Annotated in this window: 28 protein-coding genes and 2 pseudogenes; 14 read left to right on the forward strand and 16 right to left on the reverse strand. The window is 58.7% G+C overall.

Annotated elements, in window-relative coordinates:
• Positions 1 to 242: 242 nt before the first annotated feature.
• Genes hxsA through ACWGS9_RS00085 form a run of 4 tightly spaced genes read right to left on the reverse strand, consistent with a single transcriptional unit; the run spans position 243 to position 3,611 of the window.
• Entirely contained in the window at positions 243 to 788 is a 546-nt protein-coding gene (gene hxsA, locus ACWGS9_RS00070; protein WP_454503313.1) for a His-Xaa-Ser repeat protein HxsA, read from the reverse strand.
• Complete coding sequence (hxsC, locus tag ACWGS9_RS00075) at positions 785 to 1,882, reverse strand: His-Xaa-Ser system radical SAM maturase HxsC (protein ID WP_454503314.1); 1,098 nt, start codon at positions 1,880 to 1,882, stop codon at positions 785 to 787. Before hxsC ends, hxsA begins: the two co-directional genes overlap by 4 nt.
• The gene (gene hxsB / locus ACWGS9_RS00080) at positions 1,879 to 3,288 is read right to left on the reverse strand and encodes a His-Xaa-Ser system radical SAM maturase HxsB (RefSeq protein WP_454503315.1); all 1,410 of its coding nucleotides are present in this window, start codon (positions 3,286 to 3,288) and stop codon (positions 1,879 to 1,881) included. The genes hxsC and hxsB overlap by 4 nt, the downstream gene beginning before the upstream one ends.
• Positions 3,285 to 3,611 carry a hypothetical protein gene (locus ACWGS9_RS00085; protein ID WP_454503316.1) on the reverse strand — a complete coding sequence of 109 codons (327 nt, stop codon included), beginning with the start codon at positions 3,609 to 3,611 and terminating at the stop codon, positions 3,285 to 3,287. The genes hxsB and ACWGS9_RS00085 overlap by 4 nt, the downstream gene beginning before the upstream one ends.
• 331 nt (positions 3,612 to 3,942) lie before the next feature.
• Between ACWGS9_RS00085 and ACWGS9_RS00090 the strand changes: the two genes are divergently transcribed.
• Both ACWGS9_RS00090 and ACWGS9_RS00095 read left to right on the forward strand, forming a co-directional pair.
• Complete coding sequence (locus ACWGS9_RS00090) at positions 3,943 to 4,116, forward strand: hypothetical protein (RefSeq protein WP_454503317.1); 174 nt, start codon at positions 3,943 to 3,945, stop codon at positions 4,114 to 4,116.
• 191 nt (positions 4,117 to 4,307) lie between these two features.
• Positions 4,308 to 7,196, forward strand: coding sequence for a peptidoglycan-binding domain-containing protein (locus tag ACWGS9_RS00095; RefSeq protein ID WP_454503318.1), 2,889 nt, complete (start codon positions 4,308 to 4,310; stop codon positions 7,194 to 7,196).
• 115 nt (positions 7,197 to 7,311) lie between these two features.
• Here ACWGS9_RS00095 and ACWGS9_RS00100 read toward each other — a convergent pair.
• The 3 genes and pseudogenes from ACWGS9_RS00100 to ACWGS9_RS00110 form a co-directional block, all read right to left on the reverse strand.
• Positions 7,312 to 7,491 (reverse strand): annotated as a pseudogene (locus ACWGS9_RS00100) (SMC-Scp complex subunit ScpB); the annotation flags it as partial.
• Positions 7,492 to 7,834: 343 nt separating this feature from the next.
• Complete coding sequence (locus ACWGS9_RS00105) at positions 7,835 to 8,449, reverse strand: hypothetical protein (protein ID WP_454503319.1); 615 nt, start codon at positions 8,447 to 8,449, stop codon at positions 7,835 to 7,837.
• A gap of 2 nt (positions 8,450 to 8,451) precedes the next feature.
• Positions 8,452 to 9,399, reverse strand: coding sequence for a hypothetical protein (locus ACWGS9_RS00110; protein ID WP_454503320.1), 948 nt, complete (start codon positions 9,397 to 9,399; stop codon positions 8,452 to 8,454).
• 353 nt (positions 9,400 to 9,752) lie between these two features.
• On the opposite strand from ACWGS9_RS00110, the gene ACWGS9_RS00115 reads away from it, so the two are divergent.
• A complete protein-coding gene (locus ACWGS9_RS00115) occupies positions 9,753 to 9,956 on the forward strand; it encodes a hypothetical protein (RefSeq protein ID WP_454503321.1) in 204 nt (67 codons plus the stop codon).
• Between the two features lie 355 nt (positions 9,957 to 10,311).
• On the opposite strand, the gene ACWGS9_RS00120 is transcribed toward ACWGS9_RS00115, so the two are convergent.
• The 3 genes from ACWGS9_RS00120 to ACWGS9_RS00130 all read right to left on the reverse strand — a co-directional run bounded on the left by ACWGS9_RS00120 (position 10,312) and on the right by ACWGS9_RS00130 (position 12,568).
• Positions 10,312 to 10,845 carry a hypothetical protein gene (locus ACWGS9_RS00120; protein ID WP_454503322.1) on the reverse strand — a complete coding sequence of 178 codons (534 nt, stop codon included), beginning with the start codon at positions 10,843 to 10,845 and terminating at the stop codon, positions 10,312 to 10,314.
• A gap of 138 nt (positions 10,846 to 10,983) precedes the next feature.
• Positions 10,984 to 11,514 carry a hypothetical protein gene (locus ACWGS9_RS00125; RefSeq protein WP_454503323.1) on the reverse strand — a complete coding sequence of 177 codons (531 nt, stop codon included), beginning with the start codon at positions 11,512 to 11,514 and terminating at the stop codon, positions 10,984 to 10,986.
• A 193-nt stretch (positions 11,515 to 11,707) separates the two neighbouring features.
• Complete coding sequence (locus tag ACWGS9_RS00130) at positions 11,708 to 12,568, reverse strand: ATP-dependent DNA ligase (RefSeq protein WP_454503324.1); 861 nt, start codon at positions 12,566 to 12,568, stop codon at positions 11,708 to 11,710.
• A 99-nt stretch (positions 12,569 to 12,667) separates the two neighbouring features.
• On the opposite strand from ACWGS9_RS00130, the gene ACWGS9_RS00135 reads away from it, so the two are divergent.
• The 4 genes from ACWGS9_RS00135 (at position 12,668) to ACWGS9_RS00150 (ending at position 13,919) form a co-directional block, all read left to right on the forward strand.
• On the forward strand, positions 12,668 to 12,871 hold the full coding sequence (locus ACWGS9_RS00135) for a hypothetical protein (RefSeq protein WP_454503325.1): 204 nt from the start codon (positions 12,668 to 12,670) through the stop codon (positions 12,869 to 12,871).
• Positions 12,868 to 13,104, forward strand: a complete 237-nt coding sequence (locus ACWGS9_RS00140) for a hypothetical protein (RefSeq protein WP_454503326.1) — start codon at positions 12,868 to 12,870, stop codon at positions 13,102 to 13,104. The genes ACWGS9_RS00135 and ACWGS9_RS00140 overlap by 4 nt, the downstream gene beginning before the upstream one ends.
• A gap of 183 nt (positions 13,105 to 13,287) precedes the next feature.
• The gene (locus tag ACWGS9_RS00145; protein WP_454503327.1) at positions 13,288 to 13,620 is read left to right on the forward strand and encodes a hypothetical protein; all 333 of its coding nucleotides are present in this window, start codon (positions 13,288 to 13,290) and stop codon (positions 13,618 to 13,620) included.
• Positions 13,617 to 13,919 (forward strand): hypothetical protein, encoded by a 303-nt coding sequence (locus ACWGS9_RS00150; RefSeq protein WP_454503328.1) that lies wholly within the window; start codon positions 13,617 to 13,619, stop codon positions 13,917 to 13,919. The genes ACWGS9_RS00145 and ACWGS9_RS00150 overlap by 4 nt, the downstream gene beginning before the upstream one ends.
• A 312-nt stretch (positions 13,920 to 14,231) precedes the next feature.
• Here the strand turns inward: ACWGS9_RS00150 and ACWGS9_RS00155 are convergent, their stop codons facing one another.
• Entirely contained in the window at positions 14,232 to 14,396 is a 165-nt protein-coding gene (locus tag ACWGS9_RS00155) for a hypothetical protein (protein WP_454503329.1), read from the reverse strand.
• Between the two features lie 131 nt (positions 14,397 to 14,527).
• Between ACWGS9_RS00155 and ACWGS9_RS00160 the strand changes: the two genes are divergently transcribed.
• Entirely contained in the window at positions 14,528 to 14,986 is a 459-nt protein-coding gene (locus tag ACWGS9_RS00160; protein WP_454503330.1) for a mobile mystery protein A, read from the forward strand.
• On the forward strand, positions 14,983 to 15,570 hold the full coding sequence (locus tag ACWGS9_RS00165; protein WP_454503331.1) for a mobile mystery protein B: 588 nt from the start codon (positions 14,983 to 14,985) through the stop codon (positions 15,568 to 15,570). Before ACWGS9_RS00160 ends, ACWGS9_RS00165 begins: the two co-directional genes overlap by 4 nt.
• A gap of 98 nt (positions 15,571 to 15,668) precedes the next feature.
• Here ACWGS9_RS00165 and ACWGS9_RS00170 read toward each other — a convergent pair.
• Positions 15,669 to 16,052, reverse strand: a pseudogene (locus ACWGS9_RS00170) (IS110 family transposase); the annotation flags it as partial.
• A 452-nt stretch (positions 16,053 to 16,504) separates the two neighbouring features.
• Here ACWGS9_RS00170 and ACWGS9_RS00175 point away from each other — a divergent pair.
• The 5 genes from ACWGS9_RS00175 to ACWGS9_RS00195 all read left to right on the forward strand — a co-directional run bounded on the left by ACWGS9_RS00175 (position 16,505) and on the right by ACWGS9_RS00195 (position 20,409).
• Positions 16,505 to 16,957: a hypothetical protein gene (locus ACWGS9_RS00175; protein WP_454503332.1), complete on the forward strand. Its 453-nt coding sequence runs from the start codon at positions 16,505 to 16,507 to the stop codon at positions 16,955 to 16,957.
• Positions 16,954 to 17,436 (forward strand): hypothetical protein, encoded by a 483-nt coding sequence (locus ACWGS9_RS00180; RefSeq protein WP_454503333.1) that lies wholly within the window; start codon positions 16,954 to 16,956, stop codon positions 17,434 to 17,436. The genes ACWGS9_RS00175 and ACWGS9_RS00180 overlap by 4 nt, the downstream gene beginning before the upstream one ends.
• Before the next feature lie 151 nt (positions 17,437 to 17,587).
• Positions 17,588 to 17,881 (forward strand): hypothetical protein, encoded by a 294-nt coding sequence (locus tag ACWGS9_RS00185; RefSeq protein WP_454503334.1) that lies wholly within the window; start codon positions 17,588 to 17,590, stop codon positions 17,879 to 17,881.
• Positions 17,878 to 19,329: a hypothetical protein gene (locus ACWGS9_RS00190; RefSeq protein WP_454503335.1), complete on the forward strand. Its 1,452-nt coding sequence runs from the start codon at positions 17,878 to 17,880 to the stop codon at positions 19,327 to 19,329. Before ACWGS9_RS00185 ends, ACWGS9_RS00190 begins: the two co-directional genes overlap by 4 nt.
• Positions 19,330 to 19,464: 135 nt before the next feature.
• Entirely contained in the window at positions 19,465 to 20,409 is a 945-nt protein-coding gene (locus ACWGS9_RS00195) for a hypothetical protein (protein ID WP_454503336.1), read from the forward strand.
• A 15-nt stretch (positions 20,410 to 20,424) separates the two neighbouring features.
• Here ACWGS9_RS00195 and ACWGS9_RS00200 read toward each other — a convergent pair whose 3' ends face one another.
• From ACWGS9_RS00200 to ACWGS9_RS00215, 4 genes are all read right to left on the reverse strand, one after another.
• A complete protein-coding gene (locus ACWGS9_RS00200; RefSeq protein ID WP_454503337.1) occupies positions 20,425 to 21,297 on the reverse strand; it encodes a DUF4238 domain-containing protein in 873 nt (290 codons plus the stop codon).
• A 509-nt stretch (positions 21,298 to 21,806) separates the two neighbouring features.
• Entirely contained in the window at positions 21,807 to 22,178 is a 372-nt protein-coding gene (locus ACWGS9_RS00205; RefSeq protein WP_454503338.1) for a hypothetical protein, read from the reverse strand.
• A complete protein-coding gene (locus ACWGS9_RS00210) occupies positions 22,175 to 22,519 on the reverse strand; it encodes a hypothetical protein (protein ID WP_454503339.1) in 345 nt (114 codons plus the stop codon). Before ACWGS9_RS00210 ends, ACWGS9_RS00205 begins: the two co-directional genes overlap by 4 nt.
• A complete protein-coding gene (locus ACWGS9_RS00215) occupies positions 22,516 to 22,848 on the reverse strand; it encodes a hypothetical protein (protein WP_454503340.1) in 333 nt (110 codons plus the stop codon). The genes ACWGS9_RS00210 and ACWGS9_RS00215 overlap by 4 nt, the downstream gene beginning before the upstream one ends.
• Positions 22,849 to 22,894: the final 46 nt, after the last annotated feature.

Here is a 22,894-nt window from a genome sequence, read left to right on the forward strand (position 1 = left end):
GCCGCCAAAAGTCGTCACCGTGTCCGGCTCTTGGCCATCATCGCGGCGCATCTCATCTGTTACGGGCGGTCCCGCCATGGCCCGGCTAAGTTGCTGAGCCCAGGGCACATTCACAATTCGCTGGGCAACCATCTCAAGAGCGGCAGCGTCCATCCGTAACCACCCTGTCAGTTTCGCATCTGCCCCGCCGACTAGCCGGCTCTGTCATGCAGACTGACCCTGGCCCCGCAACGCGTGGGGAGCTAGCGCGCTTCAATCCTCAGCGCATTCAGCGTCTCCGGCGTAATCGTCCCGGTCACCTTCAGCCCGTAGTCGGACTGCATGCGCTGGAGCCCAGACCTCAACTCAGAATTCATCTGGCCGTCTATCTCGCCACTGTAGTAGCCGAATGCGAGCATCGCGGTCTGGACCTCCTGGACGATCTCCCTAAATTTGTAGGCGTTGCCTGGAAGTGTCTTCAGCGGTGCCGGAGCCGGCGTCACAGCGGGCGCCTGGTAGGTCGGTGCCGGGGCGGATGGCGCGCTATACAGCGGGGCGGGTTCGCTCGACGCCGGCGGGATGTAGGAATAGCCGCCCGTCGACGATCTATGGCTCGCGTGCGAGCTATGGCTGCTGTGACTGCTATGTCCGGCCAATGTGTATAGGTGGTCGAGCTTGAAGATATCGAAGAGAGATTTCGTCTTTCCGACGTCGCCGTCCAACGTTGGCTTGGTCGGCAGCGCCTGAGCATTGGCTGGCAAGAACCCCGCCGCGAGCAGCGAGGGTATCGCGAAAAACCGTCTCTTCATTGGATAGCCCCCAAATTGCCGTATCCGTGATTAGCCGGATGCCACTCGAAAAATCCCCCGCACCCAGCCTTCAACTTGCATCCACCGCATTCGTCCCGGTATGCGCGTTTCCAGTCGGAGATCGTGGCGGGCGCCAGATGGCGGTATCCTTGCGGCACCGTGCAGAGCGGGAAATTATAGAGCCAGGCATCTATCCCGCGGCTCCTGACGAGATCGAGGGAACGGCCGACGATGTCGAAGTCCTGCGAACTGTCGTAGAAGAGCGTCTTCCAATTCATGCGGCCAAAGCCGATGTTCTCCATCTGCATGATCGCCCATGTCCGAATGAACGGCAGAGTAGAGACGATGAACCTTGCCAGTCGAGGCAGCCCATCAGCATTCGGACGCATCAGCACGGTGCGGAGCTCTACCTGGGCACCCAGGCGGCACATGAGCGCGAGGTTCTCCAACAGCCGCTCGTGCGCGCCGGCCTTGCCGACAATCTCGTCATGAACAGCGGGATCGCGGGAATAGAGCGGGATACCCCAGACCACCCTTCCTCGATCAATACGTCTTATCGCCTCGCAATCATCCGGATCGAAATGCTGGCCGTTGGTCAGGACGTGGAAGGATAGGTCAGCGCGAGCGTCCAGAACCCTCTCCAAGAACTCGAAGAGCTGCCCTTTGAAAAGCGTCGGCTCGCCGCCGGAAATTCCGATCGTCGCCCCTTCCGGAGCAAGCAACGCCGCGGTCTCGAAATACGGGAACAGGTCGACATGATGCTTCTTGGGCGGCTGCGAGCACATCAGGCAAACCTGGTCGCATCGCTCCGTCACCAGCAAGGTGTTGTGCTGCGACGAACTGCGAATGAGGCGGTCCGCGGTTCCGCGCCGCGGGTTCACGAGCAGAACGTCTCCATCGATCTTGGAAGGATCGATGCCAAGGATTCGTATCGGACCGCCCTCGCCGACGTAGTCGGCACCTTCCGGGCCGACCAGCTCCAGCGCTGCGTCGAAGGGATTCAGTTGTTCGCGGGCATCGGCCTCAAACGAGCGAAGCCGGACCACGAAAGGCTGGTCAGCGTTTGCCTCCACCTTGATGCGCAGGGGTATCATTGGTGTCTCGGCGCCATGCTGTCGTCCCAGCCGCCCACGCCGAGCCAAGCCGCCAGCGAGGCACGGGCAGGCTCGTCCTTGCGGTAGAGGACCTCGAACACCTTGTCGAACAGCGACAAATGCCGGCCGCAAAACCACGTGTCCGGCCGCGAGACATCTATCCGGCCATACCGGGAGATGTCGTCGATCACGTCAGTGCCGCAGAACGGCTGGTAGGCGCAGTGGATGCAATCCGGATCGAAGTGGTTGAATGAAGCGGAATTGAGAACGTCGACCTTTGCCCGGTCGATTCCTGTCCCGACATTGCCAATGCTGAGATCAATCTGGCCGATCCTGGAAAGCATCCGGGCTTCATCGGTCGGATAGAAGCGGCCGTCGTGATCTATGACGACATAGTCGGAGGCGAAGAAGTTCGGGTTTCGAATGTCGACGTGGCTGTCGGCACCGAAGCGGAGCACACGCTTCAGGCACTGGCTGAAATAGTACTCTTCCATGAAGAGGCCGGTCTGATGGTTGCGAGCGATGAGGCGGTCTATGAATTCGGCATGGATACGATTCCAGCGGGCGAGGACATTGTCGCCCTGCTGGATCTTTCTGGCGAATCCTTGGTGGTTTATCGGACGCAGGTAGACGGACCTGATTCCATAGCGTTCATAGTTGTCCAGAAGAGCGTTGAAATCCGGCGGGTTGGCGACATCCACCGTAGGCAGAGCTGAGATCTTGCCCTCCGGATAGCGGGAAACGGCTGCCTCGAGACTTCGAAAGAAGGCGTCAGTGACTCCGGTGTCGTGGGTACGCTGACGCTCATGCGTCGGCCGGTCTCCGTCAAGCGACGTACTGATGAATGTATCATCGGCATCCAGGAAGTCCCATGCACGCTCGTCCAGTGCTTGCAGGTTCGTGCAGACGACGAATTGAGACCGGGGAAACTTTCCGCGGCAGAAGCCCCGAACGGCCTCCAGGAGATCGACCCGGAGCAAGGGCTCGCCACCCTGGAACTCGATCTTGATATCCGGACCGTCCAAGCGGTCGAGGAACGAAAGGGTACTGGCGAGGGTCTCGTCCGACCAGTCGAATCCGCGAGCTTTCTCGGCAGCCCGGGAGACCTGGCAATAACCGCAAGCAAGATTGCACCTAAGCGTCGGCACGAGGATGACGTAGTTCACTCTCGTCGGCCTCGCCTGCCGCCTCGCCCACCTGTAGGCGAACGACGTCCACTGAAGGTCGAACTCCCGATCGAATCCGTGATTCCCTTCCCTGAGGAACGTTTCGTCCTCGGTAGTCAGGCTATCGGCGGCATACCGATCCAGGAAGCCGTGGCCCGACTTGAAGAATCCGCCTGCATCGTCGCAGAACAATACCGAACCGTCCGACATCTCGCGGAATTTTAGCGGCCAGACATTCATCGGCTTGTGACCGCGGCTACGAGCGCTTGGCGCATGGGCAGAGTTTCGGCGTAGATTTTCTCACGATAGACAGCCTGCAAAACATCTTTGCGAAACCGCTCTTCGGTGAGGTCGCTCGAACCGCGTATTGATATCCCTCCGTCGCCCCGGGCGAACCGGCACGAAGGGTAAAGTGCCTGAAGGCGAAGCATCGCCGAATCGACGTGCTTTTGAAATTGTGGCGAAACATCCACCACGAAATCTAGTTCAACAGCTTTTGGCAATTTTTGTCGCATCCCGCCCCGGGCGATAATGCGCGGGTCGGAATAAACAATCAACGGCATATTTGACAGAGCGCTGTCAGAATCGGTTTCGCTTGTGACGTATTTTCTCCCTCTCGGGTTCAGCCCATACTTGCAAGGTCGGCTAGAATACCTATTTCAAACGTTAGCGTTCCAAAAGGAGGACGCCACAATGAGCCACCTGATGCTCCGCATCTCGATCGCGCTCCCCCTGTTTCTGATGGCTGATGGCGTTGCCTTCGCCAGCAAGGTCATCGGCAACGGTTAATAGCATCAGGCGCGGGCGCGGCATGCCAGCCGGGTTTGCTGCGCCTCAAGTCCATCCACTCTGTCCACGATAGTGTTTTGGCGGTGATCTAACCTTTCCGGCATTTTGGTCGGGGGAGCTTCGCCGACAGATCGAGAAGAACAGGAAGATGAGCATGATGCCGACGGCGGCGATGGTGCCGAGGATGTCGGCATCATGATCAGCATGACCAGCCTGATGCCGACGCTGCTGTTGATGGCGGCGGTGCCGCCGGTCATGACCGGACGATCATCATTATGATGGGGGAAGATCGATGTGGGGCATCGCTGCGGCTATTCATCCCCTCGGACCTCCCGCGAGACTGACCTACTCAGTTAGCGCTAGATCTCTTGCCATCACCCGGTAAGCATAAAACCTCAAACCCCTGCTGCCTTCTTGCCTCGCCGCCAGGATTCGTGAATATGGCTCCTGGGGTTGTGTAGGGGATTACTATGCGTCGCGTGTGCAGTGTGGGCGTTGCTGCGTTGTTGGCAGCTGTTTCTTTGCCGGCTATGAGCTCGGCGTCTTCGCTTTCCGATTTCATCCAGATCATCCAAAACGGGCAGCAAATCACGCGGTCAATGGCCTTCAGGCCACCCCATTCGAATGCCTTATGGCTCGTTGTATCGAGCAGGCCAACCGAAGGAGAGGCCATCGCTCTCGCGCAATCTTACGCGCCGACACTTGGGCCCACCCTGGTCGTCCATAGCCGCAACGCAGTGTTTGCTGTCGTCGCCGGGACGCTGTACCAGGACAAGGCGAAGTCGAACTTGGCAGCGCTCAAGGAACTGCACATCATCCCTCAGGACTCGTTTCTCTCACGCGGGGACGGTTTTGACGGGCTGGTTTGGATGTCCTATCAAAGGGGGGCCTCGTTCGATTTCATAACGCAGCCGAACTATCTGCGGGTCGTCCAAAGACTCCAGGCTGCGATGACCAGGCTTGGGCTGTATTCCGGCCCGGTGGACGGCCTGATTGGCCCCACGACAGTGAAGGCCTTCAGGGCCTATCTTGCGCGCTTCGACCTGCAGGCCGGCGAACTGCTCACAGACTACAGCCTGACAGAGATCGAGCGTAACGCCGGCGATGGCTTCCACAGCGACCAGGAAAGAAAAGCCGCCCGGGCTCTCGGCTATACGGACGCGCAAAGCTACAACGACGCAAGGTCCGGTGGCTTCATCTCGGCGAGCGAATTCGCACAGGCGAAGAGCATGGGCTTCACGACGCAGCGCGAGTACGAAGTCGCTGTGTCAGCCGGCTTTCGCAACCGCGACGAATACCAAAGTGCCCAGACAGCAGGATTCACTGCAGCCAATGAGTATCGAGCGGCCGTCCAGCTTGGCATTCAGACCAGGGCAGAGTTTATAGCGTATCGCGCGTCAGGGTTTTCCAATCCCACCGCATACCGCGATGCCAAGCAGAAGGGCTTTGCTGACAAGGCATCATTCGACAAGTCGCAGGTTCGCAAGCTGAAGGCAGCGAGAGCCTCAGCGATGAACTTGCTGTCGGATGCCGAGACGTTCTTGAAGCTGAGCCCGCAAACTTCGAATCTGGTCGAGATCGCCGGTCAGGCGGCTGCGCTGAACGCTCAGGTCCAGACCGTTTCAGTTGACGCGCTGAACGACTCCACCCTCCGATTAACCAATTTGCTCATGGCCGTCCCCGGCTACTCCGAGTTTTCGGCATCGCGAGACAAGGAGCGTTCACAGGCGATCGACAAGCAGAAGGCTGACATCTTCGCCGAGCTCCAGGCCGATCGCCAGGCTCTCAAGCATTGGATGAGCGGCCATCTGACATCGGCCAAGCTTCCCGAAGTCGTCCAGGAAGTGAAGGCGCTCGATGAAGTTTCCGACACGGACGACCTGGACTCGCTGGTCGATGCTCGGGAGGGCGTGCGAGGGATGATCACCCGGCAGGCCCTGGCGGACGAACTGGAGACAAGCAAGGCTGTGGGCACACAGTCCGGAAGCGATGCCGGCCAGGCAAGCAATACCGCGACCTATGCGGTCACCGACTTAAACAAGGCGCTTCTGCGGGGCCCATTGGAGGATGTGGTCGTTCTTTACAACGCCGGCCCGAAGGCGCCCTCGCTCCTCCGTACGATATCAGGCCAGTTCTCGTTGACCAAGAACCAGGCGTGGATCTGCCTGCTTGGTCCTGAACGGACACCTGCCTTGGACAAGGCACTGCTCGGAGCTATCGACCCGCTGGGAGGAAAGGCAATAAACGTCAACTCGGACTGCGGGGCGGAAGGGCTCGAAAGCGCCGACCTCTTCCTCGTCCGGCGGAAGAGTTTCCTCGAGGCCCCGCCAACGCTTCAGGCGGCCTATCTCGAAGCGATGGAGGCCAAGACAATCCGCGTGTTCGAGCCCATCCGCTTCGAGGATATCAAGGCGCGCATGGATTCGGACCAGACGCTGGCTTTGAAGATCGCCCAGGAGGTCTCGTCAGGAACTCGCGAGGGATATGGCGGCATCCTGCTGACGAACTCGTTGGACCGGATTTGCACCGTCGTCGACGGCAACGCAGCAGTGCACGAGGCGACCATCAGCAAGATAGCCGATTTCGCAGGCATGTCGGGAAGCATCGTGAGGTATCCGTCGATCGACAAAGCCTACGGGGACGTACGGCACGAACAATGCCGGGTGCTTTACGCGTCGGCCGCCGACCTGAAGGCCACGTCCGAAGCGCTCGCTCGCGATGGCGTTCAGTTTGCCTTCGCCCCGGTGTGGCTAGACAAAAGCGATGTCGCCAGCACTGCTGCCAAACTGGATGCAGCCAAACAGGAGGCAATTAAAGCCGCGGAGGCCAAACGTGTGGCCGCCGACGAGGAGAAGAAGATCGCTGCCCAACGCGAAGCGGACGAGAAGAATTCCAAGTCGCTCCGCCAAGCGGATCTGCGCCAGGAAAACGGACCAGCCGCGACGGCACTCCTGAACCTGTTCTCGGATGGCCTGAAGAGGACCGTCCTGGGTACGATAGACAAGGCAAACTCGTCCTCGGGGATGAACATGGAGACTCTGTTCCCTGATTTCGCAAAGTGGAACGCGGGCCTTTCACAAGATAACTGGAAGGCCACCGACGTGACTTCCGAGGTACAGGATTACGGCACCGTCAATTGGAAGGGTCGGTATCTGGACGGCATAGTCGTGAAGGCGACGGTGAAGATGGCGAGCGCGGAGCGCGGACAGTACAGGGATGAGTGCTTCCTGTTTGGCGCAGTGGTCGATAGCGAGTTCCAGATGGTTCGCGACCCGTATGAGTCCACATGCAATGACACCCAGACTTCCGCCCAGTGGGCTGTAGGACACGAGCTCAAGAGCCTTTGGGTCGCCAATTGACTGGCGGCAACGCAACAAGCGAGGTCGGAAATCTGCAAATCTCACTCAGGCCGTATAGGATCGGGCCTCCTCGAAAGCACGCTGATAGCTCCCTCCGCCAGGCACCAAGAAGTCCTCACGGCCCTCCCCCAACCTGTCCCTCATTCCGATCGGAAAACTCAGGCATGTTGTCGCCTGCCAGCAAGTTCTCCTTCGACAGCAGCCCGGCGTCCTCGAGAGCCTCGAAATCCGGCAGCTGGCGCAGCGTATCGAGCCCGAACTGCGACAGGAAGTTTTTGGTAGTCACATAGGTGTAGCCTCCGGCAACGGATCGACGCACGTTTATGGTGATTATCGACGCCCGCGCCCAGCGGCCCACCGTGCCGACAATACCGCGCGGAGGCGCAACGAAGCGGTCTGTCCGCATTCACCCCAGAGCTTCTCGACGACGGTCGCGCCATCGCCGACATCTGCCGAAATCCGAAATCCTCCATAGCCATCGCCTGTGGCCCGCGGGTTCCTTCCTCGGGGACGCCTGCCGGCGCCCGAGACTCTTCACGAATGCGGACAGTCCGGTTTTGGGGTGATGGGCAAAGCAGCAGACCTTCATCAGCCTTGACTTCAATGGCGGGCACTTCCTTTTCTCTCACAGCGCTTTTCTACGCTGCTTTGCTGCCACCGCTATCTTTTGGGTTTGTCTTGCCCTTGAATGATATAACCCTGTTTGGGCGGTGAATTCGGTCCGTGAGGTAAAAAAGGCCCAACAGCGTGTTGGATAGAAGGTTACCCAAGAGCAGCGAATAAAGCAGCCAAAACGCGATAAACGACCAGCCGGACCAGGTCGGCGCGACGGCACCGACGAAATAGGTTTGAGCCGCATAGAAGACATAACCGAGCACGTAGGCGAAGATCGACATCAACGCTAAATAACCGAACAAATATGAGAGGAAGCGGCGACGGGATAGCCTGTCCTCGTTGCCGGCGCGGTCAACAAGCGTCACCGGGTCGTCGCCGGTCATTGGCTCGTCCATCTCTGCATTGCCAAACGTAGCAACGGCCGCTAGTGCCGCGACAAAGAAGCCGGTGAGAACGCTCAAAAGATCACTCGATTTCCCCAATATCCCGAGCGAGGACTTGGCGTCTGCCAAAAACTGACTCGACAGAAGCGGCAGCGAAATGAGGATCGCAAAGGCGAGCGGAAAATAGACGTCGAACTTGATTTTTTCCGGATGAGTTATCCGGAGATACCGGAGAGGGACCAGAAGCCGCCACATGGCTAGACCAGCACTTTCTTCATCTCAGCGATCAATTCGTCACTCAACTCCGCGGAAATATCCGGCAAAGGCGTCGCGAACGAAACTTCTGCCGTCTTGATAAAAAATGCCTCGCCGGCGTCGGCTTTCGCTGTATCGACCTTGGCGGTCTGCGGCCTGCTCGACGACGGCTCCTTCCAACGGACGCGCATCGTACCATAGCTATTTCTGTGCGCCCACAGCCTGACCTTCTCAATGAGCGTCAGCGCGTCGCCCTGGGGCAGTGCCTTCGACACAGTTACATTTAAGCCCCGGCGGGCCGTCTTCAAGAATTTGTCCTCGTCCATGCCGAAATCCACTTCGGCATAGTCGACCAATTCGATGTGGAGCAGCCGCCCCTTCTCGATCGAGTTTTTGAGTTTGTCGGAAGCGTGCCCAGCCAGCTCCACCATTGGCCTTGTTTTGATCAGTCGTTTATCGTCGCGAGGGAACGTAAACTCCTGCTCGTCGCAAATGATCTTAAACTGGGACCGAAGGAACGATTGGATCGGGGTGCGGCCGAACCCGGTGACATCCTCTATCACTGCGCGATACAGGTGTCCCTTCGGTTTTGTCGGCTTCAGTCGGACTATGGCGTGGACTGACAGGCCACCAACTTCACCCTCTTTCTTCTCGAAAATGCGAACCGCCCCGGATTTGAAATGCGTGACTCCAGTGTCAGCTTTGTCTTGGTCACCTAGAACAAACAGCATGGCCATCGCGGGGTTGCCGTCCGATAGCTTTACCGCCTTCATTGCGGAGAGACGGATAATGCGCTTCTCGGCATCGATAACTTCCACCGCCTCGCCGGCTTTAAACCGGGTTTCCAAAAACGGCATCACCGTTTCGAGCTCAATCGGCGGGGCATCACTTGGATAAGGCGCCATTACCAAATCGAAAAACAGAACGTGCCGCTTATTCTTTTGAAGCATATTTCCCCTCCAAGCCTAGGTTACTTTCGGCATGAAGAGATCGATCGAGTCAATATCGGTCAGATTCAAATGCAACAACTTTCCTGCGTTTCGCGCAATTGCCGTGCGGGCTCAACCTGCTCTCCTCCCCAGATTCTGCTGCCAAATCTCCCGCGCTCCTAAGGCGTTCACCCACGTCACATCGAGCAGTCCGCACTGGGGATGGCGATTGCCTGCCCTTGGCCCAGGCCTCTAGCAGCCGCCAGCGCGCTCGTCGCCGCAGACTGGCCTACACAGCCGAAGTGTCCGCCGCGCGCTGGCGCCTGCCTGTGGCCCGCTGCATGCTGGCGCGATCAAAGAGCAAGGATCGATCTATGGCCAGGGAAGCCGATTATCAGGATGACGATGTAGTGGTCATCTCGCGCGACCCGCTCGTAGGCAAGTTGCTGCTGATCACGGAAGAGGACGAAGAGATCGAGCTTCATCTTGAAAGGGACAGCGCCGAAGCATTGATGAGCGCTCTGGCCGCCTTCCTGGCCGAAGGCGAAGGCAAGGATAGGCCGAGAAGGCTCACCTGATCGCCTACGCCGCCCGAGCCTCGATCGCCCTTCGGTGGGCTTCCCTGGCCATCGCCATGCACTGCTGCGCCCTCGATCGAGATGGCCCGGCTGTTTCTCGACCCACGGCCCGAAATGCCCATGCGGCAGGGTTTCCTTCATGTGGTGTAACCAGCACCCTACCCTAACCTTCAGCTCGGTCGACCAGTGGCCTCCAGGAAGCGCAACGACGTCGTTGTCAGCCGGCTCGGGGTCTGGTGGCAGCATCAGCGTCAGATAGGCTCCGTGGACGTCCTGCTGCCTGTCCAGGGGAAGCTTGGCGAACTGGCGCACTGTCATCCCGCACCCGAAGGCGAGGACCACGGTGTGGCGCTTCTCAACTTCCAAGGCATTTGTTCTCGGCATGAGAGGACGAGAACGTCTCTTTGCCCACTTCGGCCGGATCTGTCGTAATTTCAGCAAGGTAGTAGACGTAGCGCCCCTTGGGTTTTCCCAGGAATTCGAATTGGTAGTGGTAGCTCGACTTCGGGTAGTAGTGCCCCGTCAGGGCGAAACCTGCATCATTCGGCAGCTCCCACGTTGGCGGGCTGTCTTTTAGTTTTTCAAAATCGAAATACCCGCCGTCTTTCGGATAGTTGAAATGCCAAACCCTGAGGCTGAGGCCCTTAATCTCGACGGTAGCGTTTCGATCATTCGTTACGGTAACGTCGATTGAGGTACCGCAAGCGTCCGGGTCATTCGAAGGGTTGAAGAAGCTAACCCCGGATCTGACGTTCAACTGGGTCGCGTATTGCGGAGCCTGGGTCTTGTCGAAAACAAAGAAGGCCCAGACACCTGCGGCAATTACCCCCAGAATTGAAAACGCATCCTTCACGACGCCGACGGTGCTGATGGTGTTTTTACTGATCACTTTGAAGCCCCCTCTCCCTTAGAGCATGACCACCATGTCGCAAAGCAACCTGTTCAAGCCCGCCCCGTAGTTTATTAGCAGATTGCCAAGTAATGCACCCTATGCAAGTATCTTGCTAGGGGGGATGGGGAATGCACCTCAAGCAGACTGGCTGGGCTTGCAATCGCGCTCGCAATATCGGGCTGCGCCGCCGACTATCTCAACAATTGCGACACGATGACGCGGCCGCGTTACTGCTGTCAATCCGCTACGGCAAGGCCTCCAGCCTTTCCGCTGCGCCGGCGTCATCGCGTGGTTCGTAAACTGCAGGTTTCGGTCGTCGCGGCCGGCGGCGCGGCACTCGAGGCAGAACACGACCTTGATCAGTCCCCAATGCATGGCGGAATGATCCGGCCCGAGCCGCTTCACCATCTCGGCGATATCGAGGACCGCGCGGCGCTTGCACGTCAGGCAGTTCACCGACAGCCCAGTGCCGTTCTCAAGCTTCTTGCCAAGCGTGTCTTCGACGAAGGGGTATTTGTTCGACATTGGCGATCCAACGCTGCCGACTTCCTCATAGATCTCGCTTACCGCGATGCCCTCTCGGTCCGCAGCTTCCATAGCTTGGTCAGCTAGATCATTTATCGCGGCCGGGTCGTTGGTCACCTCATTCGGCAGATGCTCTGCCATCCATTTGTCCAGGAAATTTGCCCCGCGTGTGCTCATCTCGCCATAAGCGGCAGGCAAACATTAGGTTCCGCTGAAAGGAAGCTCGAGCCCGCCACCGTTGAGGGGCGATAGCGGCTCTCAGGCTGTGGGCAGCCCGAGGACGCATCCACTGGCGAGGGTGTGCCACCCGACAGGTTTAAGGCGGGCAGATGCCTTATGTTCCATCTTCGCGGAAGTCCTGCAGCGAGGCGTAGCGCAGGTCGTCCTCGCCGCGTAGGAGCACACGACCAATCAGGCCCGGTTTGACCCATTGTGTCGCCGGCCGCTTCATGCCCTTTGGCGCGGTCCCTGGGTATTCCTGGACCCGCTGCCAGAGGCGTTCGCGCATCTCCCGGTTCAAGGTGATGAAAGCTGATCCGACATAGCGGCCGGTGCCGCGCTCGGCCATCAGCGCAAAGGCCGGCTTGCCCGGCTCCCGCTCGACGCCGAGAAGGTCGTACTCGTCGATACTGTAGCACTTCGCCTTCAGCCAATTAGTCGACGGTCCGCTGCGATAGGCGCTGTCCTTGCGCTTCGACACCATGCCTTCGAGGCACGCCTGGTCGACAAGATGAAAGATCGCTCTCGCGTCGCCCGGCAGCGCCTGGCTGAACTGGATGCGCTTCCCGACCGGGATCATCGCCTCAAGGATCTCTCGCCGATCGATCAGCGGCATGTCTCGCAAGTCATGGCCGTTGAGATGCAGCAGATCGAAGGCGACAAAGTACAGATCGTGCTGGCGACGGGTGATTGCCTTGCGCAGCTCGCCGAAGTCCGAAACGCCGGCTTCGTTCAGTACGATGATCTCGCCGTCGATGATGGCGCTCTCAGCTCCAAGCTCACCGGCTGCTCTCACCAGGTCGCGATATTTGGCTGTCCAATCGAGACCGCGGCGGGTGAAGATGCCCACGCCCTCTTCGTCGATGACGATCTGCGAGCGGTAGCCGTCGAATTTCACTTCGTGAAGCCATCCGTCGCCATCCGGCGGCTTGTCGACAAGCGTCGGCATCAACGGCGGGATGAACTTCAAACGCATACGAAACCCAACGAACCGCGATTCAAGCGAGGCCGCCCAATTTAGTTCCGGAACAATTTAGCAAAATTGAATGTTTCCTGTCTGACGAGGAAAATTCGCATGGCTCCCACCGCGGCATTGATCTGGTATCTGGCTATCGCCGGTCCCCAGGGAGGACTTGTCGTTCTCCCCAGCTCCTTCGACACGCGCGAACAGTGCGCCAACGCGATCACCGAATATCAAAAGCAGCCAACACCGGCCGGTTGGTCGCTCCAGTGCGTGCCAAACGCGTCACCGTTTGCCAACAGCGGATCGGGGCAGTGAGCGGCGACATCAAGAATGACTTAGACTGCCGCGCAGCGCTGCGCATGATCCGCGCTACGATCGAGGAGCATTGCCCGCCCGGCGTGCTGATGAGCGAGGAGCAGGTCAACGGCCATTATGGCCCGACGCTGCTCGACGAAGCCGAGGCACTGTCAGTGGCGATTGTCGCCACGGTGGAGCGGTTGTCATTCGACGGCACCCCGAAGCCGCCCGAGCCGAGCATCAAGGCCTGAAATGACAAGCCCGCCGACCGGAGCCGACGGGCTATCTACCTTCAAACTGCTGTCGGCCTGATTAGAGACAGCCTTATTGAATCCGCGCGTGTCCGAAAGCAACCTGGTCAACTGTAACCCCAACTAGTTAGAATATTGCCAAGTAATGCACCCTATGCAAGTATCATGCTAGGGGACGGGGGAATGCACCTCAAGCAGCTATCTTGGCTTGCAGTCGCGCTCGCAATATCGGGCTGTGCCGCCGATTATCTTAACAATTACGACACGATGACGCCGGCGTCTGGCGACGCAAACCGCAGCAACCAGCTTTTGCAGACGGTCGATCCGTTCGATCCAAACAGCAATAACACCCATATCGAAGGCGATGGCGCCCGGAGCGTCGCTGTCATCCAGCAATACAAGTCGGGTGGCGGCGGTGGCGGCTATACTGGCAGTTGTCCGACTGATGAAAGCCGTGCGACGGACAATTCCCGTTGCGGCAAGCGTTCCGCTGAAAGCCGCCCAGGAGGCCAATGAACGCGATCGGCAGAAGGGTTGGTGTCACCATCGGCATTGCGCTGATGACGTCGTCGATTGCCTATGCGCAGTTCAGCCGCGCGCCAGACGGTGAGCCGGCCGAGGTCGCTCAACAGGTCATCCAGGACAATTTCACGTCAGATGCCTGCCCATTAGTTGTCGACGCTCGCCGTCTCGGCGACGGCACCATCACCGCGACCTGCAATAACGACGAGACATTTAGGGTCTTTTCGGCAAATGGGAGCGGCGCCGCGATGAGGTGCGCTGCCGCAAGAGCATTAGGCATTTCTGGATGCTAGCGCGACCGACTGCATTCCTGCTTGTCAGCACGCCGCTCTGCATGACCACGGCGCCAGCGAAAGGCGAGACCGTGACGGAAAGTTGCAACGCCATAGGCGGTCTCGCCCTCAGCGTCATGACCAAGCGTCAAAGCGGTGCGGATATGTCGGAAATAATGTCCGCTGTTGAATCGATCGACCAAAAGGACTTCATACCCATCGCGAGATCGATTGTGATTGCTGCCTACGGAATCCCGCGGTGGAATGGGGAGGAGTTGAAGCAGCAGGCAATTTCCGACTTCGCTAACGACGTCCAGGTCAGATGTTATCAGGCTAGGCAGTAGCGCTGCTCTGGCGCATCCCTGTGGCCTGAATTTGGGCAAGCATTCGGGCCTGTGCGGCAATGCGGATTCGGTCGAGCGCCTCTTGCTGAGCCCGCTCTCGCTCGAGCCGGTAGACCTCGGGCAGCGGTTGCCAGTCGGCCGGCTTCTGCTTCATGCACCATTGCGGCCAGCTTGCAACGCTCTCATCAAGGCGCCCTGGGAAAATAAAGTTCTAGGTTTATTTCCTATCCTCGTGTATCAAGCTATAACTTGATAGAGTTTGGCATAGGATAAAGCTGTGAGCTTATGAAATCGACGATTCGAAACCGAGCCCGAGCCCGTCTCGACAGTAAACTGGCGTCGATCAAGCCGATCGATCACTTCGCCACACCGCCAAAAGGGTGGGTACGCGCCATTCGCGACGCGATCGGTATGACAGGCGCGCAGCTCGGCAAAAGGCTCGGCATGACCGCTCAGGGCATCGTCAGCCTTGAGCGCTCAGAAGCGACTGGCACGATCCAGCTAAACACGCTGCGCCGCGCCGCGGAGGCGATGGACTGCGTGATCGTCTATGCGCTTGTGCCCAAGACGAGCCTCACCGAGATGGTCGATCACAGGGCGCGCGAAATTGCACTACGGGCGTTGAGCCGCGTCTCGCATTCCATGGCACTCGAGGATCAGCAGATCGATCGCGACCTGGACAAGCGCATCCGGACCTACATCGAGACGGCGTTGCGCGATCGCGATCTCTGGGAGTCGGCGTGAGCGACGTCTTTGCACAGCCCGACGATGCAACACCCCTTGACGCAGAAGAGCGCGAAGGGCTGCTGCAGACATGGATCACGACCAGAGCCGACCTCAACGAAGCAGAGCAGGCGAACATCGACGATGCGGTCGCCTTGACCGATCGCCGACGTGATACCGGCATCTTGACCGAAGGCTTCGTTTTCGAGCTGCATAAGCGGATGTTTGGGGATGTCTGGTCTTGGGCCGGTTCAACCCGGAAGACCGACAAGAACATCGGCATCGATCCGGGGCAGGTCCATCTGCAACTCGGCGGCTTGCTGCGCGACGCGCAATACTGGGTTGAACACGGTTCCTTCTCGCCCGATGAAATCGCGGTTCGGCTCCATCATGGGCTCGTTGCGATCCACCCCTTTCCCAACGGAAACGGCCGTCACGCCCGTCTCATGGCAGACCTTCTAATCGCGCTGCTTGGCGGCGAGCCTTTCAGTTGGGGTGGCGGAACCCTTCGGGACATCGGCACTCTTCGTGCCGAATACATCGCGGCATTGCGTGCCGCCGACAACCACGACTTCGCGCCGCTGCTGGCGTTCGCGAGAAGCTGATGATCGCTGCTTCGTCCTCGTTTGGCGATGCCACCTTCCGCCGCGACACAAGATTCTCATCCAGATTGTCGCGCGCTCCCTCGCAGATTGTCGCGCTACAGCCCGGCCGACAGCGGATTGTCAGCCACAGCCTCGCGCACCGCCCTCGAAAGCGGCGCGTCCGACCTTGCTCAAGCGTATACCGAACGACTTCAGCGAGTGCCGGAGGCGTTCTCCAAATCCAGGAAACTGGCTGTCAGGTTGCCCCGGTGGGTCACGAGAAGCTCCGTCCGGTAGCAGCTCTGCGACTTTGAGGTAGGCTTGGCGGGACCCGCCAGCGCGCATCAAATGGGCGGCGCCGAGCGCGTCGGCTTTGTCGGTTTTGTAGCGCTGCGGCGCACATGCACTGTCGCCAGGCAGATTGCTGGCAGACCGAGGCTCTTCAGTTCCGGATGAAGCCAGGCGACTACGATCCCGCCTTAGTAGCCAACATGGCGAAGCCGCCCCAGAATCGCCCGCGCCCTTTGACCGCGGTCTGGCCTGGCGGTATCTCTGCGCAGGCAACGGTCGCAGGGAACAGTTATCTCAACGGCCATGCCCGTTCATCGGATAGAAAAATCATCGGCGGCGCTGTAGTCGCCACAGCCGAGGTAGCTAAACGCGGGCCTTTTGCAGGACAGTTCGTCTGCCTGTTGATCGGTTCCAACATGGCTAACGTTCCCTTCACCACACTGGCCGATGCGGCGCATTTCCTGCAAACTCATCCGGGATCGGGCGTTCGCATGAACCCGAACTGGTCGTCGACGGGATCCATATCGACGGCGTGCCCCGTTGTCACACTCGTATATAGGTCCCATCATTTGGGTTGCTGGCAGCTTCGGCAGTCCTGACGATACCATTCGAACGATTGAAGCCTTCGCATTTTCTGCACGAGGATGACCGTGACGCAGATCTTGTGAAAAGCCTGAAGGAGCTATCAAAGGTGCGCTTCTTGGAAGCGCCGTTCTGGCAACGCGCTCCGGAGGAGAATGCGTGGCGCCAGTCGCGCGTCATGAATAGCGTGGACGAGGTTCATGCCTGGCATGACGAAAATGGGCGAAATCCCCTTTCTGGCGAAGCCAATACCATCGACAAACGGAAGGCTGAAAAGGTGCTTCGGGTTCTGCGCAATGCTCTCGCGCATGGGAACGTGATCTATCTCGATAAGGATGGCCGGGAGATCGCCGGCAACCAGATGGTCTACATGGCCTTCCTGTCGCGTTATGAAGAAACTGAGGACGAGCGTGCGAAGGCTGAGACCTATCGTGTCGTGGTGACGACCGAAGAAGCCTTCCTGCATTTCGTCAAATCATGGGCGCATTGGATCGGAACGCTCGCCCTTGATCGTCGGGTGGCGAAAGCCGCATGAGCACCCGACTTCCAATCGAGGAGGCGATCCTCGGATGCACAACAAAGTCCGCGAAAATACGCGCATTGGCGAATGCGGGTTATCGCCGGACTGAGATCGCTGAGACCCTCGACATCCGATACCAGCATGTCCGCAGAGTGCTCATGGATGCCGGGATCACCGGCGGCATGACCCGCACCATCGAGATCGAGCGCGCGCCCGTCGAAGTAGAGATTGACGACGAGCCGTTTTCGCCGACGCCGGCCGGCTTGCTCCTGAATGCTGGCTTTCGTGTTTTGGGCGAGTGGGTGCCTCTCGACTCGGGAGAGTTTGAGCTCAGCGTTAAGGCGCCACGTGACACCGGAGTGTACGCCTTCATCGTTGACGACCTGGTCCGCTATGCGGTCTCACCCAGACCGGATTTCATGCGCGCATGGGGCATTACCGTCGTGGCCATGAACGCCAGCGAACCAGCTCGCGGATCAAAAAACTCATCATGATGACGCTTACTGAGGGAAGGTCTGTCAGGGTGCTGATTGCCACACCGGAGCAGATGACTTGGAACGGGTTGCCTGTCGTCACCGCGGCGGGACTGGAATCTGGGTTGATCCGCCTCATCCGTCCGGATTGGAATACGCTGGGGATGCGGCCGTGAATCAGCTCGCGACAGCCGGCACTATTGCCCTACCCGCCATTGTGCAGGCTACCGACGAGCGAGCAGGTCGATGCTTCCTCGAGTTCTTCACCGCGCAGATCCGCAACCCGAATACGACCCGTGCTTATGTGAAGGACGTCACAAGTTTTCTCGACTGGTGCGCCAGGGCGCCGGTGACATCAGCGAAGCGCCATCATGGCGCCGGTCGGAGGACCTGTCCATCTGTTCTTGATGTGTTCCATCCAATTTCTTGTTCGCAACGGGTGCACTTTGCGAGAATGATCACATGAAAGCTCTGAAGCTATCGCCGATCTCCCTGACGCGGTTCAACGCGCTTGGGGGCTATGCCCGTCACCCCATGACGTTGCTCTACCTTGAGGAGTTGAACTACTTCGAAGCCGAAGGGGGCGACGTTCTCGGCATATCGACGATGGACGTTACGGACCAAGACTTCGGCGGCATCGTGCTCGCCAGAGATGGCAAGCTGCGCTTTCGCGGTGTGGGCGTAACCGGCTTTCGTGACACCCCGGCTGCGGCGCGCAGGTTGCTCTATTACGCAATGAGGAAGGCGGCGAAAGCGCAGGCCGCGGAGCATCACCAAGGCGACGAGAAAGGCGCGCCGGTCGATTTCTTCACCCACATCCATGACGAGGCGCGGCTGAATCCCGCCTTTGTTCAGCTGACGACCAATGAAGGCTATTCGCCGGCACGTGCCATCATCGAGCGGATGATGCGGTGGTATGAAGATGCCGACGGCAACTTCGTTGAGCAGTTTCAGACCACGGGTTTCGACCAGCGGATCTGGGAGCTCTATCTCTTCGCGACGCTGATCGAGGCGAATTACACCCTCAACCGCGACAAGAAGGTCCCCGACTTCTGCTGCTCGAGCGTCTTGGGCGAGCTCTACATCGAGGCGGTGACCGTAGGCCCCACCACCTCGAAGGGCAAAATCGTCCCCCCGCCCGCGCGGGAGACCCCGGCCGATCGGGAGGCCTATTTGAAGGAGTATATGCCGATCAAGTTCGGCAGCGCGCTCTACAGCAAGCTGCAGAAGAAATACTGGACGCAGCCGCACGTCACCGGAAAGCCCTTCGTCCTGGCGATTGCGGACTTCTCAGCGCCGATGTCGATGGTCCACACACAATCGGCGTTGGAGCGCTATCTTTTCGGCTATGAGCACACCGCGACGCTCGATGCGGAGGGCAAGCTCGTCATTGCCGCCGAGCGGATCAAAACCCACCAGTGGGGAGACAAGAAGCCGATCGTATCCGGCTTCTTCCGATTGCCGGAATCGGAGCATGTGAGCGCGGTCATTTCCAGCAATGCCGGCACGATCGCGAAATTCAATCGCATAGGCATCCTGGGGAAATTCGGCTCCGACCGAGTCTTGCTGGTGCGCGAGGGCCGCATGATGGATCACAATCCGAACGCGGCAATGGCGAAGATCTTCCGGGTGATAGTCAATTCCGCCGGCTACGAAGAGGATTGGATCGAAGGCCTCAACGTTTATCACAACCCGAACGCCAAGATTCCGCTACCGATGGAGATGTTTCCCGGCGCAGCTCACCACTTCTGCGACGACGCCGGGCAGGTCACAAGCTACACCCCCGACTTCCATCCCATGTCCTCAGTGACGCATCATCACTACCCAGTCGATGTCGCGGAAATTCTCGCAGAAGTCGGCAATAAGACGCACGTCGTCTGGACATTGAAGCCGGAAGCCGCCGACGCCGGATAGCCATTGTTCTCGGGCGGCCCGCAGCAAAGCTGGTCCGGGTTGCGTAGCAAGGGCCGTCTGCCTTTCGATCCTTGGCGCGCCCCCGGCTGTCAAATGACGGTCGCGCATACTTTGTAGCTCGGATAGATTCCGCGCATGTATGACATTCTGAGGCTGCTCGACGCTAGTTACCGCACGATTGCTGCGGATATGGAAAAGTGGTTCCGGCCCTATCCTGCGGGCGCGGCCTGGTATGTCATTTCCGACTACTGCATCGGAGATCCGAACAAAGCAAACGATGCATTCTCCTTCGTGATCGTGTTGAATCACGACACGCAGGCCAACATCGCCGAATACATCGCGGCCGTGGCGCCCAGTGACATCAAGGGCTCGAGGTCCGCTTCGCCCGGACTCATCTCGTATCTGCGGTCGCCGGTGGCCTTCAGCGTCAGCTACATCGTGGAGCGGCAATCCAAGCTTCTGCATGACTACATCACCGACGACAACATCATCGCCTCACTGCCAGATCTTCGCGAGCTGATTGGCCTGTTTACGCGGGGCTCCCCCGAAACCGTCCCGTACTACCAGTCCGTCGACAAGCGTCTCGCTGCGTTCGAGCGGGATATGAGACGGCCAAACCGCAACTCGGGCCTCGCCCGACAGATTCATCTCTGCGCGACGTTCGCCGCGATGCTTTTCAAACATCTCGACGCGCAAAAGGCCCCCGGCTTCATTCGCTGGATCAGCGACCGCGACGCCATGTTGGACCGGCACGACCATCTCACATTTGATCTGGCTTACATCTACTTCCAACTGCTTCGCAGCATGGCGGGTGACGTGCCCGATCGGCCCCGTCTTGAGTTTGGCTTGCCACTGATGGACGGGGTGAAAGAATATAGCGAGCTGATCCGGCTCCCCGACTATCTCGCCGGAACACTGGCCGACCTCACCCTGCCCGCGCTCGAATTTACCCATGACAAATTCCGGCCGGTTTTCGCGAATGTGTTTGTGAACTCCCCGAACAATGCCGTTATCGAGGTGCTGGGCAGCAAGGAGAAGGTGACGACGCGGCGCATGGGCTTCTCCGCTCCGACGACATGAGGCGTAAGCGCCAGCTTAAAGGCTTCTGAGCAACGCGGCCGAAGGGCCGACCACTGTGTCGAGCGCATTGTCGAACTGCGTTCGGTTGATCGCGTCCACCTCCTGTTGCGTCGCCATCCGGCGAGTCATCGGCGATTTTGTGATTCCGGCCGGGGTAGCGATAACCGCAAGCGACTTGGACAACGCCACCGAGAATCCAAGTCCGAGATCGGACTGGGGTATCGGGGTGTCGCCCAGGACGAACGCCAATGGCGAAAGGGCGTCGATAAGGCACAGCTGCATGCCGGCGATAGCCGCCTCGATGTGCGGAGCCGCCCGGATCGCATCCTGCACCGGGAGCTGCGGAGACTGAGGCGAGAGCTGCAACATATTGGCCAGCTCCACAGCCAGTTGCTCCTTGGTGCGGGTTTTCAGGGTGAGGTAACAATCTTGCGCGTCTGAAGGGGAGATTCCGTGTTGAGCACACAGATCCTGAAACGCTTCGAGCGTGTGGTCATGGGCGCTGGCGAGAAGCACGCCGAATTCTCGGCTCAGGGTGGGCCCCCGCTGAAGCATATCAGGATGCCGGCTAGCCTGTGATCCAAGGAGGGCGCACAATTGGGCTTCGTCGCCCGCCGTTGTGACGTAGCTCGGCGTATCCAGGCGCTTGAGCAACTGGTCGTCGAAGCCTTCGTCCACCGAGAAGGCATCTTCCAGTGCATCGGATGGCCGCCATTGATCGTCAAATATCGTATAGAGCCAATCGACCTGCATCGTCTTTTTGGTCGATACGATGCGGACGTTGCTTTTTGTGCGTCCATACAACTGGTTGCCGTTGTCTCTAAACCTCCGTTGCCAATGCTGGGGGACGTAGTGATGGTTCTGCTTCTCGAACTTCGGAGTGGTCATGCAAATTGGCCCTCGCTTGCCTGCAGCAGTCCAGCTGCATGCTATCTTTCCACGTAGACGGAGCTGACGGCGTTCTTATCGCTTAGCCTCGGTCTACCGGCGACAGGCGAATGTCCGCTTTTTGAGAATTTGCGTCGAGCGCTGAACGGCGACAATAGGGCGCGAACCTGTCTTTTCCGACTTCAGGCCTTGGTGCCCTGATTTGTCCCAACACCAGCAACCGGTAACCGTCAATAATGATGGCTTACCCATTAAGGGTGCGGTACACCGCGCTTAGGCGCGCTAACTTGCGCGCGCACCCGTTTAGCGCAACTTCTCGACGCCGTAACGAACCGTCTGGCGCGTCGCGGCGATTGCTCTTTCGTCCAAATGCAAAAACCGCCCCGGTCAGACCGGGACGGTTATTGATTTATGATAGAATTGGTTGCGGGGAAAGAATTTGAACCTGCTGACCTCACTTGCGAAGTCCCTCGCTTCATCTTAACGCGGCCGGGAGGCTGTGCCGAACATCAAACCGGAGGCTTGAAAAAGTCCCTAAGATTGAGGTCCACCTTAAACGAGACGATTTTCGACAATCTCTCGATCAGGCCCTCGGCTGGCCGGTGAGAAATCGTTTGCCGAAATGTCGCTCCCTCCGGGCCAATCGCAATCTCGGTCTCTCCGCTTACGACGAACCCTCTCGCCTGCAACTCGCCGATCATATCCGTCATAGTAGCTGCATCGGGGACTAACGTGTTTGGAGATATCAAGTGGCCCTGTGCTTCGGCGAACTCGAAACCCGCCCTTAATTGGTCGCCCGCCGAAAGGCCTTTGTCGATTAGCCCAAGTGCAAGGTTGTCAGCAGGACGGAAGAAATACTGAAATATGTTGAGGTTCTTCAAGCGCTCCTGCACCTCATCAATGTGCTTTCCGCTGTGAAGCATAACCAATCACCTTCGGTAAACTCGTAGGTTGGAATGGGGCATATTCCCTGCTTTCGATCCCCAGCAAGATTGTCAATGGAACGCAGTTGGTTGAGCGCTTCTAGGGCCATATCGAGCGCGGCTCCGTGCTTGCCCTCGAATATTGCCCGCCAGTTCAGGGAGGCAGCCTGCTCAATGGCATTGAGAAAGTGGGTTTTTATGGGGAGGCCACTTTGCTGTATCGGGCCAAAAATCGAATTCATACCCGGGCCAAGCAGTTCTTTCATTTCGTCTTGCGCTGCTTCACCCTTTGCCATCATGGCGCAACTTGCATCACCTTCGGAAGGTCAAGCTCGCCCGTCTTGGTGTTAAACATAAAACGCGCCGCGAACGCCAAATCCACAGCTAGGGGCCTTGCAACTAATACCTTGGCGTCTGGCATGGTCGCTTGAACATCGATACGCATGAGCGCGGCCGTGCGTGGATTTGGATCAGCAGATATTAGGATAACGCGGTTTCCCTTGTCATCGACGGCTATCGCTTGAACTTCGTGGGTCAGACCGCTCGCGCCCTGAATTTCCTTCGCGGGGCGGTATTCTGCGCCTAGCGCTTTGCTGAACGATTCCCAGATTGGCGGCTTTTCATCCATGTCGTTCTCTCGGAATCGGCTCGGTTCCTGTCTTGTTCTAACCTTG

The sequence above is a fragment of the Mesorhizobium sp. Arg314 genome, from assembly GCF_053714275.1.

Excerpts from the sequence above, each read along its gene's own strand:
- hxsA (WP_454503313.1), bottom strand. The coding sequence starts at position 788 with ATGAAGAGACGGTTTTTCGCGATACCCTCGCTGCTCGCGGCGGGGTTC.
- hxsC (WP_454503314.1), bottom strand. The coding sequence starts at position 1,882 with ATGATACCCCTGCGCATCAAGGTGGAGGCAAACGCTGACCAGCCTTTC.
- hxsB (WP_454503315.1), bottom strand. The coding sequence starts at position 3,288 with ATGAATGTCTGGCCGCTAAAATTCCGCGAGATGTCGGACGGTTCGGTA.
- ACWGS9_RS00085 (WP_454503316.1), bottom strand. The coding sequence starts at position 3,611 with ATGCCGTTGATTGTTTATTCCGACCCGCGCATTATCGCCCGGGGCGGG.
- ACWGS9_RS00095 (WP_454503318.1), top strand. The coding sequence starts at position 4,308 with ATGCGTCGCGTGTGCAGTGTGGGCGTTGCTGCGTTGTTGGCAGCTGTT.
- ACWGS9_RS00105 (WP_454503319.1), bottom strand. The coding sequence starts at position 8,449 with ATGTGGCGGCTTCTGGTCCCTCTCCGGTATCTCCGGATAACTCATCCG.
- ACWGS9_RS00110 (WP_454503320.1), bottom strand. The coding sequence starts at position 9,399 with ATGCTTCAAAAGAATAAGCGGCACGTTCTGTTTTTCGATTTGGTAATG.
- ACWGS9_RS00115 (WP_454503321.1), top strand. The coding sequence starts at position 9,753 with ATGGCCAGGGAAGCCGATTATCAGGATGACGATGTAGTGGTCATCTCG.
- ACWGS9_RS00125 (WP_454503323.1), bottom strand. The coding sequence starts at position 11,514 with ATGGCAGAGCATCTGCCGAATGAGGTGACCAACGACCCGGCCGCGATA.
- ACWGS9_RS00130 (WP_454503324.1), bottom strand. The coding sequence starts at position 12,568 with ATGCGTTTGAAGTTCATCCCGCCGTTGATGCCGACGCTTGTCGACAAG.
- ACWGS9_RS00135 (WP_454503325.1), top strand. The coding sequence starts at position 12,668 with ATGGCTCCCACCGCGGCATTGATCTGGTATCTGGCTATCGCCGGTCCC.
- ACWGS9_RS00145 (WP_454503327.1), top strand. The coding sequence starts at position 13,288 with ATGCACCTCAAGCAGCTATCTTGGCTTGCAGTCGCGCTCGCAATATCG.
- ACWGS9_RS00150 (WP_454503328.1), top strand. The coding sequence starts at position 13,617 with ATGAACGCGATCGGCAGAAGGGTTGGTGTCACCATCGGCATTGCGCTG.
- ACWGS9_RS00155 (WP_454503329.1), bottom strand. The coding sequence starts at position 14,396 with ATGAAGCAGAAGCCGGCCGACTGGCAACCGCTGCCCGAGGTCTACCGG.
- ACWGS9_RS00160 (WP_454503330.1), top strand. The coding sequence starts at position 14,528 with ATGAAATCGACGATTCGAAACCGAGCCCGAGCCCGTCTCGACAGTAAA.
- ACWGS9_RS00180 (WP_454503333.1), top strand. The coding sequence starts at position 16,954 with ATGAGCACCCGACTTCCAATCGAGGAGGCGATCCTCGGATGCACAACA.
- ACWGS9_RS00190 (WP_454503335.1), top strand. The coding sequence starts at position 17,878 with ATGAAAGCTCTGAAGCTATCGCCGATCTCCCTGACGCGGTTCAACGCG.
- ACWGS9_RS00195 (WP_454503336.1), top strand. The coding sequence starts at position 19,465 with ATGTATGACATTCTGAGGCTGCTCGACGCTAGTTACCGCACGATTGCT.
- ACWGS9_RS00200 (WP_454503337.1), bottom strand. The coding sequence starts at position 21,297 with ATGACCACTCCGAAGTTCGAGAAGCAGAACCATCACTACGTCCCCCAG.
- ACWGS9_RS00210 (WP_454503339.1), bottom strand. The coding sequence starts at position 22,519 with ATGATGGCAAAGGGTGAAGCAGCGCAAGACGAAATGAAAGAACTGCTT.
- ACWGS9_RS00215 (WP_454503340.1), bottom strand. The coding sequence starts at position 22,848 with ATGGATGAAAAGCCGCCAATCTGGGAATCGTTCAGCAAAGCGCTAGGC.